15 protein-coding genes are annotated in these 9,580 nt (G+C 58.2%); 7 read left to right on the top strand and 8 right to left on the bottom strand.

The features are described 5' to 3' along the window. Positions 1-182 precede the first annotated feature (182 nt). The 4 genes from HW466_RS11065 (at position 183) to HW466_RS11080 (ending at position 3,915) form a co-directional block, all read left to right on the top strand. Entirely contained in the window at positions 183-1,196 is a 1,014-nt protein-coding gene (locus tag HW466_RS11065) for a nucleoid-associated protein (RefSeq protein WP_151002726.1), read from the top strand. Positions 1,197-1,198: 2 nt separating this feature from the next. Next, positions 1,199-2,365 carry a hypothetical protein gene (locus HW466_RS11070; RefSeq protein ID WP_151002727.1) on the top strand — a complete coding sequence of 389 codons (1,167 nt, stop codon included), beginning with the start codon at positions 1,199-1,201 and terminating at the stop codon, positions 2,363-2,365. Between the two features lie 402 nt (positions 2,366-2,767). Continuing rightward, entirely contained in the window at positions 2,768-3,352 is a 585-nt protein-coding gene (locus tag HW466_RS11075; RefSeq protein WP_151002729.1) for a ComF family protein, read from the top strand. Between the two features lie 2 nt (positions 3,353-3,354). Then, positions 3,355-3,915 (top strand): hypothetical protein, encoded by a 561-nt coding sequence (locus HW466_RS11080; protein ID WP_151002731.1) that lies wholly within the window; start codon positions 3,355-3,357, stop codon positions 3,913-3,915. Between the two features lie 22 nt (positions 3,916-3,937). Here HW466_RS11080 and HW466_RS11085 read toward each other — a convergent pair whose 3' ends face one another. The 8 genes from HW466_RS11085 to HW466_RS11120 form a co-directional block, all read right to left on the bottom strand. Then, positions 3,938-4,168, bottom strand: coding sequence for a hypothetical protein (locus HW466_RS11085; protein WP_151002733.1), 231 nt, complete (start codon positions 4,166-4,168; stop codon positions 3,938-3,940). Beyond that, the gene (locus HW466_RS11090; protein ID WP_151002735.1) at positions 4,165-4,542 is read right to left on the bottom strand and encodes a hypothetical protein; all 378 of its coding nucleotides are present in this window, start codon (positions 4,540-4,542) and stop codon (positions 4,165-4,167) included. The genes HW466_RS11085 and HW466_RS11090 overlap by 4 nt, the downstream gene beginning before the upstream one ends. After that, on the bottom strand, positions 4,535-4,999 hold the full coding sequence (locus tag HW466_RS11095) for a hypothetical protein (RefSeq protein ID WP_174905712.1): 465 nt from the start codon (positions 4,997-4,999) through the stop codon (positions 4,535-4,537). Before HW466_RS11095 ends, HW466_RS11090 begins: the two co-directional genes overlap by 8 nt. Further along, complete coding sequence (locus HW466_RS11100) at positions 4,996-6,432, bottom strand: ParB/RepB/Spo0J family partition protein (RefSeq protein WP_151002737.1); 1,437 nt, start codon at positions 6,430-6,432, stop codon at positions 4,996-4,998. Before HW466_RS11100 ends, HW466_RS11095 begins: the two co-directional genes overlap by 4 nt. Continuing rightward, positions 6,432-6,794 (bottom strand): beta-hexosaminidase, encoded by a 363-nt coding sequence (locus HW466_RS11105; RefSeq protein WP_151002739.1) that lies wholly within the window; start codon positions 6,792-6,794, stop codon positions 6,432-6,434. The genes HW466_RS11100 and HW466_RS11105 overlap by 1 nt, the downstream gene beginning before the upstream one ends. Positions 6,795-6,844: 50 nt before the next feature. Continuing rightward, complete coding sequence (locus tag HW466_RS11110) at positions 6,845-7,063, bottom strand: hypothetical protein (protein WP_151002741.1); 219 nt, start codon at positions 7,061-7,063, stop codon at positions 6,845-6,847. A gap of 129 nt (positions 7,064-7,192) precedes the next feature. Next, the gene (locus tag HW466_RS11115; RefSeq protein ID WP_151002743.1) at positions 7,193-7,663 is read right to left on the bottom strand and encodes a hypothetical protein; all 471 of its coding nucleotides are present in this window, start codon (positions 7,661-7,663) and stop codon (positions 7,193-7,195) included. Further along, complete coding sequence (locus tag HW466_RS11120) at positions 7,608-8,117, bottom strand: helix-turn-helix domain-containing protein (RefSeq protein ID WP_151002745.1); 510 nt, start codon at positions 8,115-8,117, stop codon at positions 7,608-7,610. Before HW466_RS11120 ends, HW466_RS11115 begins: the two co-directional genes overlap by 56 nt. 116 nt (positions 8,118-8,233) lie before the next feature. Here HW466_RS11120 and HW466_RS11125 point away from each other — a divergent pair, with 116 nt between their 5' ends. From HW466_RS11125 to HW466_RS11135, 3 genes are all read left to right on the top strand, one after another. Further along, positions 8,234-8,458: a hypothetical protein gene (locus HW466_RS11125; RefSeq protein ID WP_170296586.1), complete on the top strand. Its 225-nt coding sequence runs from the start codon at positions 8,234-8,236 to the stop codon at positions 8,456-8,458. Between the two features lie 85 nt (positions 8,459-8,543). Beyond that, a complete protein-coding gene (locus tag HW466_RS11130; RefSeq protein WP_151002747.1) occupies positions 8,544-9,074 on the top strand; it encodes a phage regulatory CII family protein in 531 nt (176 codons plus the stop codon). Between the two features lies 1 nt (position 9,075). Further along, complete coding sequence (locus HW466_RS11135) at positions 9,076-9,459, top strand: hypothetical protein (protein WP_151002749.1); 384 nt, start codon at positions 9,076-9,078, stop codon at positions 9,457-9,459. Positions 9,460-9,580: the final 121 nt, after the last annotated feature.

The raw sequence follows: 9,580 nt of genomic DNA on the forward strand, positions 1-9,580 counted from the left end.
ATTGCAGGCTCTGCTGGGGCGGTGGGACGGTATGGCCGTCTGCTGGTTAGCGTTGCAATTCCTCGTGGACTGTGTTTACATACAGTAGTTCATGAGTAACGCGGCGCGCCGACGAGCTTGCTTTTTCGTTACACTCCCACCGAACCGCGTCTGGCGGTAAGGCTACGAAAAGGAGACCAGTCTTGGAATTGCATCGTGCCGTAGTTCATGTTTTGAATAAACAACGTCTCGAGGACGGCACAAGTCCACCCGCAACCATAACATTGCGCCCTGCTGTGCTACCTGCGGGCGATCAGTTGACGTCGTTGGTTTCGCGGTTGCGAACCCTATACAACAGCAAGACCGGTCGTGGCTATGGCACGTTCAACCCGGATCAAGTCGCGTATCCCCTTAGCGCGTTGATGGCTGACTATGCTAATCCCGGATGGGATTTTCTGGGATTTACGCATGGCGCAATGCAGGTGCTTAAGCAGCGGATAGATCAGGCCGCTTTGGCAACCGGGGGGTACATTTTCTTTGCGCACTATGTTGAAGGCGAAGACGCATTTATGCTTATCGCCTCGCTAAAAAACAGGCCCGGCTTGGTTTTCAACGATCAACTGGAGCTGGCAAACCAGCAGCATATCGATCTTGATCATCTGCACGAAATGGCTCGCGTCAATTTGACGGGATGGAGTGCAGGGGTGGACCGATATCTCTCGTTCGCTAAGCGTCGATCATCTACAGATGACTTTACGCGTTACTTTCGAGAGTTCATCGGTTGCAACGAGTTCACTCAATCAAAGGCGCTTACGCGGGGGCTGCTGGAGGCATTGCAACTGTATGTGTCGCAGGATGACGTTACACCTGAGGAGCGGCAGCGGCGGCGGCAAATCGTATACGACTACTGCGAGGAAAAACGCGTGGCTGGCGAGCGTATAAGTTTGCAAGCGCTTTCGGGCCGACTGAGCGACGATGCGCCACAAGCGTTTCTTGATTTTGTTAATCAGCAGGCTGATTTGGCAGTTGCTGACGATTTCGAGCCAGATCCTTCGGTGTATCGCACGCTCCGTCGCATCAGTGGTGGCGATAAGGGGATTCGAGTGTCTTTTGATGCTGATCTGATTGGTAAGCGAGTGTTTTTTGACAGTGAGCAGAAGGCGCTCATTATGCGCGACCTGCCGCCAGCACTGCTTCGCCAAGTGGAGGAGTTTTGAGCATGAGCGTCCTCGATGAACTGACGCTTTGTCGACGTGCGTTGCTGGTAATGAGCAACGTCGAGTTCGACGGCGGTAGTGTTCGGGGCGCCATGGTGCCGACGCATGAAAACCGCAAGTTGTTCTCGGATATGCAAGATGCGTCGCTTGCGTATCCGAATCAGCAGTTTCTGAAGGCTACTGACGATGTGGCTCGCAACATTGAGTTGAGCGTTCCGCGTCGACGAGATTGTTTCTGTGGCGCATCTCTGGATGATCTATTGGATAGCCAGGTCTGGTCGTCCTACGAAGCCCCGGCCAATTTTTACCTCGCGGATGAGGATGTCCTTTGTTCGAGTCAGGACAGCCCATCAAATGATCGCATCAAAAGTTACTTTTCGACGCTGCGTGCGATTAGCCTATTGCAAATGACTGCTGATTACGAGGATAGGTCAACTGGCGGCCTGCGTCTTGTTTTTCTGCAGCGCGAGAAGATCGAGGTTCCTGTGGCACTTAAGGCATCTGATATTCGGACTCTGTCGAAGGTGGACAATTGGCTCGCCATGATGTCTGAGGCGCTGCATAAAGAGCAGCGAAAGTCTATCTTTCGAACGATTCTTTCAGATGCACTTAAGGGTGCTGAGGCGGGCGATCGACTGCATCGATTCATTGCCCAGTTCGATGAGTTATATCAGCGTTTTGTCGATAATTACGAACTCTATATTGCGGAGTTCTCGGTCGAGAAAATCGTTCAAGAGAACGTCGACAAGAAGTTTGATTACATCGTAAAAATTACTAAAACGTTTTCTGATATTCAGAATCAGATCTTGGCAATTCCGGTGGCCGTGGTGCTTGCCGGGAGTCAGATGGGGCGGTCGAACGGTGTCACGCTGAAGAATGTTGTGGTATTGGCGGGCATCTATGTTTTTGCTGTCCTTATGGCACTTCTTGTGCGGAACCAACTCGCGACGCTTGCTGCGCTGGGGGACGAAATTCGCGCGCAGAAAGCATTGCTCGAAAAAAAGGCCAAAGTGTGGCCCGTAGAGCTGACGGCAATGTATGCCGATTTGGGAAGACGTGAAGTAAGGCAGCGTCGGCTCTTGTGGTTTGTTGACGGCCTAGTCGCCGTGTCGGTGGCGGGGTCCACAGTTTTGTTTTTGTACTTTTCAGGTCTATTGAAGCTTGGCTGAGATCGGTGAGGCCGCATGCCGGATTGGGAAGCGGCACTCATAAGGCAGTTCAGTAGGCTTCGGCCAACTTCTGCCGTACATTCTGCGACATGATCTTCAGACAGTCTGCGACGGCGCCGTATGCGACAAATCGGCTCACCGTCACCCGTAGACGTTGGGATTGGAAATGTCTCGGCGCTGATCTGATTGCCGGTGGCCCTCTCCCACATGGCGGGCAGCAGTGAGGGGGCATAAGGGCTGGCTAACCTGACGCGTTACACGAATCTAGATCCCGCCCAGGTCGCGGAAACGGGCCGGCTCAAGCTGTTGAAGTCTGCGTAATTGTCCTCGATGCGCCATGTAGTCGAACAGGTTACTCTGTAGCCAGCAAGGCTAAACAAATAAAGTAAACGGGGCTGGATCATGAGGATAAAGCTGAGGGCGATTCGCGGAAATTGGGATCTGGGGTTCGCGCTTGATAAGCACACAGTGTCGAGCACGTACATTGGCGATGACGAACACGGGCACGCGCGCTTCGACACCGTCCGAACCGAAGTTGGAGAATCTCTGTTTCAGTTGAAGTACCGTAATGGCTGCGAACACGCAGAACCTTTGGCGCAGGCAGTCGCTGATAACATATTCCCGCAGTTGCCGTTCATAGGATTGATTGTGCCGATGCCGGCGTCGACGTGGCGCCCCGCGCAGCCGGTGTTCCAGATTGCCGATGCGTTGGGGCGGTTGACCAACAAGCCGGTGTTCCATCAGTTGCTACTGAAGAGGGCGGGCGGCCCGAAGTTGAAGAATCTTCCGACAAGAGAAGCCAAGGATGAAGCACTCAGTGGAGCGTTTTCGATTCAGGATCAGATCGCAGGCGACGGGCGGCACAACGTCTTGTTGCTAGATGATCTCCACGACAGTGGCGCAACGGCGCACGCGGCCTGCGAGGTACTTCGTTCGTATCCGAAGATTGCGGGAATCTACTTGGCAGCGATCACAAGCAAGGTGTAGCGATGAGTAAAGTTTTTATAGCAGGGTCGATCAGAATCAAGCATCTCGACGCGAAGGTCAAGGCGCGGATCGACAACATCATCGCGAAAGAGTGTGACGTGCTTGTTGGGGACGCGAGTGGGGCGGACACCTCCATTCAGCAGTACCTGTGGGAGCACGCGGTCACGCATGCGGTTGTGTACTGCAGTGGCCCGTTGCCTCGCAACAATGTCGGAAGCTGGCCCGTTCGTAGCGTCGACTCATCATATGCACCTGGCTCTCGCGAGTTCTACACGGCCAAGGATGTGCAAATGGCGAAGGATGCGGACTTCGGTTTGATGATTTGGGATTCGCAGAGTACCGGGACTTTGAGCAACGTGATTGAGTTGCTGCTCCGGCGACGCAAGTCCGTGGTGTACGTGAACAAGCTCAAGGCGTTCAAGAACGTTCGCGATGCGAAGGAGTTGGAGGAGCTGGTCGCGTTGATGCCCGAATCGGCTGCAATAAAGGCGGATGCCAAGATCCGCCTGTTTGAGAAGATCGATCGCTTGAAGCAGCTACAAGGCGATCTGTTTCATGCGTGAATGAAGCGAGTGAGGGGCGCACCTATGCGGCTTTTGCTCGCGCGGCTGCGGACATCCCGTCGAGGTAGTCTGCAACCGCGTCGTATGCGGCGAATCGACCGCCTCCTTCCTTGTAGGTCGGGATCGGGAACGTCTCGGCGCTGATCTGGTTGCGGATGGTTCCTTCCGACATCAGCAATAGCTGCGCGAGCTGCGCCAGCGTCATGCGTGGGCCATACTTCTCAAGAATATAGGCGCGGGTCAGCAGGCTCATAGCGCCCCCCAGTTCAGGTTGTCAGGTGCCGGGTGAAGTCGCGCTTCGGCGCGCATGTTGATCAGGTGGTTGATGGCTTCGGTCAACGCCTCGTCGGGTGTGTGCGACGGGATCGTCGGTGACAGCAGCTCGAAAAGCGCGCTGCCGACGTTCGCGAGACCTGCGATCGTCCGCTGATCATTCGGCTCGAAGGCTAGGTCAGCATCGTAGACGGCGTGAAAATGGTCGATCGCCCGTGTCGCGTGAAGGTATCGCTCTGCCTGCTCCATGAGGTCGGTGCAGTCGACGTGAGCGGCACGCAGGCGCTTTACGGACGCGACCACGATCTCTCGGGCTTTGGCGATGTGTGCGGCGTAGAGGGCTTGATCAGTCATGTTGAGCTGCCTGTGTGATGGAATTGGGAAGCGCGCGTGCCAGTTGCATGAGGCCGGTTTCGAGCGTGATGCTGGCGGTTGCCGCCCAGGTGCGTGCGTCCTGAGCGGCTTTATGGCGAGCGAACGATTCGATCTCGCCGGCCATCAGGTCCAGCACCTCGACGTCGGCCGCGTGTGAGATCTCGGTGATCAACGAGCGGATCTCGATGCGAACGGCATCGAATCGCGCGAGCCTGCCTTGGTGGGTGTCCGCCAAGGCTTCGTTCGTCTGGATAGGTTTGCGCCGCGCGAGCGGCGCTTCGTCTTTCTGGATTGCATTTGCGGGCGTCAGCCCGTTGCACTGAGACTGCATTGAAGTGCCGTTGACGCTCGCCAGTGCGATAGCCGGGCGCTTTTTCGCGTGTTCCCGCTTTCGCGGCAGCGGACGTGGGGTAGAAAGGGCCGGGCGTGGGGTCATTGGGCTGTCTCCTGCGCCATTTCCGGCGTCCAGTCGGGATCGGGCATCGCATACAACTTGTCGAGCCATTTGCGTACGCTGTCGGCTTCCTTGGCCTTCGACATAGTGGTGCTTGTCTCGATGCGTTGGGTCACGTCGCGGACGGCCCCGCGAATTGCCTGAACGCGGGTCGGATAGGTCGCCATGCCCTCGTGATAAGAGCACGGCGAGGCGCCGCCGGCAGTACCAATCGTGTAATCGAACCCGTAGATCCAAACTCCTTCGGCAATCAGCGCGACCCGAATTTCTGCGGGGCTTCGACCGGTGCGTTGTTGCTTCGGCGCGGACAAGATGTCCGTCGGTGTATAGACGCCGTGGTCGTTCGCGGTGGCGATAGCGTACGTAGTCTTGCGTGCGGGCGCAGGGTCGAGCAGATCCGCGAGTGGCGTCAGCGCGGTATGTACTGCGTCGATGGTGCCCGGAGAAAGCCTGCCGAAGACGGGGTCGTGCAGCACGGCCTGCAAGGCATGAAAAAGTTGCTTTGATTGCTTCTCGCTGATCTTGCCGGCGGCGCTTTGGCGCAAGGCTGCCTGCATGGGTGCTTGCGTTTCGATCGAAGCATCAGCGCCCGGCAACCCGGCAGGCGATGAGACGTCGCCGGCATCGGTGGCGGTAGCGGCAGTCGCATGCGCGGGCGAAGGTTGCAGGGCCGGGCGCATATCGAGCGAAGGCCCTGCCGCGAGATACTTCTTCGTCACCTTCGACTTACCCGCTTCGGCCGCTTTGGACAACCCGGCGACGATGCGTTCGAGCGCCTTGTCGCCGCCGTGCTGGCGGATCTGTTCGATCGCGAGTGTGCCGGTACATTGGCCGTTCCGTACGAGCTGATGCAGTTCGGCCGGTGCCCGCTCAAGCAGCCCGACGTCGCGAATCGTTTGATCACTGATGTTCAAGCGCTTGCAGATGGCGGCAAGCGTCATGCCGTGGATGTCGCGCAGCTCTGCGACGGCAGCGGCGAGATCAAGCGGCGACGACGGTTTGCCGTTGTTGCTCAGATAGCCGTCGATCACCATTTCGGCACGGTTGACCGTCTTCGCGTCGCGAACGACGACCGGGATCTTGCCGATGTCCTTGCCTGCTTCGATTGCCTTGCCGGCCGCAAGGTAGCGGTGCTGCCCCTTGTACACGTACAGCAGATCCTTGCCGTCGACCTTTCGCGCGTAGCAATGGAGCGGTGAACCCTTGTCGTACCCGTTCTCCATCATCAACGCGGTGAGGTGCGTTACCCATTCGGTATCAACCGGTCGAATGTTGTCGGACGGATCGTAGTGAAGCTGTCCATAGGGGACCATCCACAGGTCCGATGACGTTGCGCCGGCCGCTGCGGCCGCGGCCTTGATGTTGCCGGTCGGGATCGGTGCGGTGAGGTCGAGCTGTTGCGTCCGGTCGTCCATTACGCGATCTCCCGCGCGGTATCGGTGCGCGCCTTGCCGGCTTTCTTCGCTTTAACGATCGCGATCGATGCTGCAGTGCCCGCTGCGCGCTTTGCATCACGCAGGCGCTTGATCGCCGTGGCGCAGTCGGCTTCGCTCGGGATCGAGATCTGCTTATCGGCAATCTCATTGCCGTCGAGGATCAAATACAGCGTGTGGACGCTGTCTGCCAAGGGGCGGCGACCGACGACGTACTTGCCGACGAGGATTGGCGTCGACGGTCGTCGTGCGTTCGGGTCATAGCGGACGATCGTGCGAAGGGACAGGGTGTCGCGACGCTCAACGTCGACAGCGGGAAGGGTGTGGGCTTTGATTCGCGGCATGGTGGTCTCCATGGCGCCGGGGACGCGCGCCCCGGCCGGGTCGAGGCGGCTTAGACGGTCACGTGGTAATCGGTCGTCGGCACGACGACCGGATCGTCTTGGAACACGTTCACTGCGACGAACAAGAGCGCTGCGACGATCGTCCAGCGGAAGATCGGCGATTTCTCAAAGTTGCTTTGGCGGGCAGGTTCGGTTGGGGCAATGCGGGGCGTTTGCTCGTCGTGGAGCCAGTCCTTACGGGCTTCCGCGTTCAGATCGGTCGATTTCATGGTGGGATCTCCGGTTGGGCGTCGGGCGACGCGACAATCGGAGTATCCCCGTTAGGATATTTATCTGTCAATCCCTATAGGGATATTTTGCGTGCGGAATACCCCGCAGGGGATTGCGGGGTGGTGCAGTTATTGGCGCGGAGAGGGTCTTCGTCCGCTAAATGGGGCGAGCAATTGGCTGGCGAGCACGGTGGCGCAGTCGAGCCACGCGATCTCGTTGACGTATGCGAAAGCGAGTAGCGCCATTGCTGCCAGTAAGGCGACTGCAGCGTATCCGCGTTGCCGGCTGCCGGGCTTCGATTTCGGCTTTGGTTTGGTGTGGTGGCGAATTCGGGCCGAGAGGTGTCCCAGTCCGTCGAGCATGTCGTCGGCTAGGTCGGCTTCGATGCCTTTTGCGGAGATGCTGACCGCTCCATCGGCCTGCATTGTCACGCAGGCGATTGCGACGATCGACTCTTCGGCGTGACGGGCCAACTGGTCGCGAAGATGTTCGCGAATTGCCCGATGCCGGGGATTCAGGTCGTGATTCGAAAGATGGTAGACGTTATCGGCGGTGTTTTCTGGTCTCTCGGAATGCTGTTTCGCGGCGTGGTTTCTCATTGCTCACCGTTTCATTTGATAATGGACGTTGAGCGGCCACACCTGCGCGGCGCCGGGATTCGTTCGTTGAGGGGACTTCTTCTGAAATGCTGAGGGAGCCATCGTCTTCAACTTTGACGGCTTCGCTCTGACTCAGCACGAACTCGATGTAACTCTCGATCTTCGCCCTCTCTGAGGAGGGAAGTGCGGCTACGAGCGATCGATTGAATCGCAGTATTCCCTGCTCGGCCTCGTCGTGCACAAGGAGTGATCCGGGTGGCACGCCAATCGCATCGGCGATCGCTTCAATCACAAAGAGTTGGGTGTCGACTTCGCCCTTGAGTACGCGAGCAATGCTGCTCTGCGCCACGCCGGCGGCTTTGGCCAGTTGCACTTGCGTGCGGATGTGTTCGTTCGCCTCCATGTGCCGGCGAATGTTCCGCGCCAAGATTTTCCGAAGCGGCATCTTATTCATGGCTGCATATTGCCGGGAAAGCTCAATCCCTTGCGAGATATTGGGTATGCGATTGGCGTTGAGTGAATATCCCTAATGGGATATTATTTGGGCGGCCATCATCCAAGGATCGTCCAATGCGGAACAACAAAGAACCGATGCTCGCTACCGTGCTGCGCAACCTTGACGCGGCTAAAGGTGCGTGGCCGGAAATTTCCCGCCAGTGCGGCATCCCCTACCAGACGCTGACAAAGATCGCGCTACGCATCCACCGCGATCCCCGCGTGTCGACTGTTCAAACCCTCTACGACCACTTTTCTGATCATCCGGTCGTAACCGCTACGCAGCCTGCAGTGCATTGACATCGTCCATCTATCCATTGGCCGAATCGTAATCGCGGAATGTGCTCCGCGACAGGATGAAAGCCGCTTCAGCTCAATATCTGAAATGACCTGCCGATACGACAGTACCGAATGGCTGGACGTGCTCTACACGTCCGTTCGCGACACGCCCGGTGGTGTTGCCGACGCCGCAAACTACCTCACGATCCGTCGCGGCAAGAACATCACGCCTGAATCGCTCCGACTCCGCCTGCGGGGTGTGGGCGACAGTCGTTTGTCGATGGAAATGTTCGAGCTGCTGGTCGAGTGGATGCAGGAAAAGACCGAAGGCAGCGCGCATGCACTCGACGCGCTGCACGCACTGAACGCGCGCTTCGGTTTGGTTGCCGAGCATGTCGGCGATCACGGGACTGATGAGGCGCTCGAGCCGGGCACGATGCATCTCGTCTCGACGACGCTGCACCTGCAGGCGCACGTCGGTCGCGTTGCCGACGACGTGACCCGCGCTCTCGAAGATCAACGAATCGACGACCGGGAGGCCGAGCAAATCATCGCGACGGGGCGCAAGGGACAGCGCCTGTTCCAGAGGTTGATCTACGCGGCCCGCAACCTCGCCGCAAGACGTCGGAATCGTTGACATGGAGCGATTCAAGCACGGCATGGGGTGCTGTCGGCCTGAGCGTGAACGGATCGATCTCCGCTGCTCAACTGAGCAGCAACTGGCGTGCGCTGTCACGAAGCTCGCATCCCAATTCGAGTGTGCCCCTGATCAAGCAGGGCGCCTGCTGTCAGAACTGATCGCTACCTTCCCCGATCGCCTCGCTCCGATTCTTGCGGAAGCGTGCGCAGCGGGGCAGGTGCGTCCGTTCGTCGACCGAGCTGCGCGCGCATGCGCCGCGCTCGCAACCAAGGCGGAACGGCACGCGTTCCGCAATCAGCTTACCGATCGTCTCTGCGCGCTGGATCTAGCCGCGTTCGACGACCTCATGTCGGCGGAATGGCGTCGACTACGCGGCAAATAACAGGAGACCCCCGTGAACGTGAACGGAAACAGTAGCGCATTGCGACGCGGCGCATCGCAGTACAGCCGGTCGCCGAGTGGGCGGCAGTGCTATGCAGCCGGACTGGCAGCGTGGCGCAGCT

The organism is Burkholderia territorii, from assembly GCF_902833055.1.
Taxonomy (GTDB): domain Bacteria; phylum Pseudomonadota; class Gammaproteobacteria; order Burkholderiales; family Burkholderiaceae; genus Burkholderia; species Burkholderia territorii.

Bases quoted from the DNA above. Each gene is read 5' to 3' on its own strand.
- HW466_RS11080 (WP_151002731.1), top strand. From the start codon at position 3,355: ATGAGTAAAGTTTTTATAGCAGGGTCGATCAGAATCAAGCATCTCGAC.
- HW466_RS11135 (WP_151002749.1), top strand. From the start codon at position 9,076: ATGGAGCGATTCAAGCACGGCATGGGGTGCTGTCGGCCTGAGCGTGAA.
- HW466_RS11105 (WP_151002739.1), bottom strand. From the start codon at position 6,794: ATGCCGCGAATCAAAGCCCACACCCTTCCCGCTGTCGACGTTGAGCGT.
- HW466_RS11130 (WP_151002747.1), top strand. From the start codon at position 8,544: ATGACCTGCCGATACGACAGTACCGAATGGCTGGACGTGCTCTACACG.
- HW466_RS11120 (WP_151002745.1), bottom strand. From the start codon at position 8,117: ATGAATAAGATGCCGCTTCGGAAAATCTTGGCGCGGAACATTCGCCGG.
- HW466_RS11115 (WP_151002743.1), bottom strand. From the start codon at position 7,663: ATGAGAAACCACGCCGCGAAACAGCATTCCGAGAGACCAGAAAACACC.
- HW466_RS11090 (WP_151002735.1), bottom strand. From the start codon at position 4,542: ATGACTGATCAAGCCCTCTACGCCGCACACATCGCCAAAGCCCGAGAG.
- HW466_RS11085 (WP_151002733.1), bottom strand. From the start codon at position 4,168: ATGAGCCTGCTGACCCGCGCCTATATTCTTGAGAAGTATGGCCCACGC.
- HW466_RS11125 (WP_170296586.1), top strand. From the start codon at position 8,234: ATGCGGAACAACAAAGAACCGATGCTCGCTACCGTGCTGCGCAACCTT.
- HW466_RS11110 (WP_151002741.1), bottom strand. From the start codon at position 7,063: ATGAAATCGACCGATCTGAACGCGGAAGCCCGTAAGGACTGGCTCCAC.
- HW466_RS11075 (WP_151002729.1), top strand. From the start codon at position 2,768: ATGAGGATAAAGCTGAGGGCGATTCGCGGAAATTGGGATCTGGGGTTC.
- HW466_RS11095 (WP_174905712.1), bottom strand. From the start codon at position 4,999: ATGACCCCACGCCCGGCCCTTTCTACCCCACGTCCGCTGCCGCGAAAG.
- HW466_RS11100 (WP_151002737.1), bottom strand. From the start codon at position 6,432: ATGGACGACCGGACGCAACAGCTCGACCTCACCGCACCGATCCCGACC.
- HW466_RS11070 (WP_151002727.1), top strand. From the start codon at position 1,199: ATGAGCGTCCTCGATGAACTGACGCTTTGTCGACGTGCGTTGCTGGTA.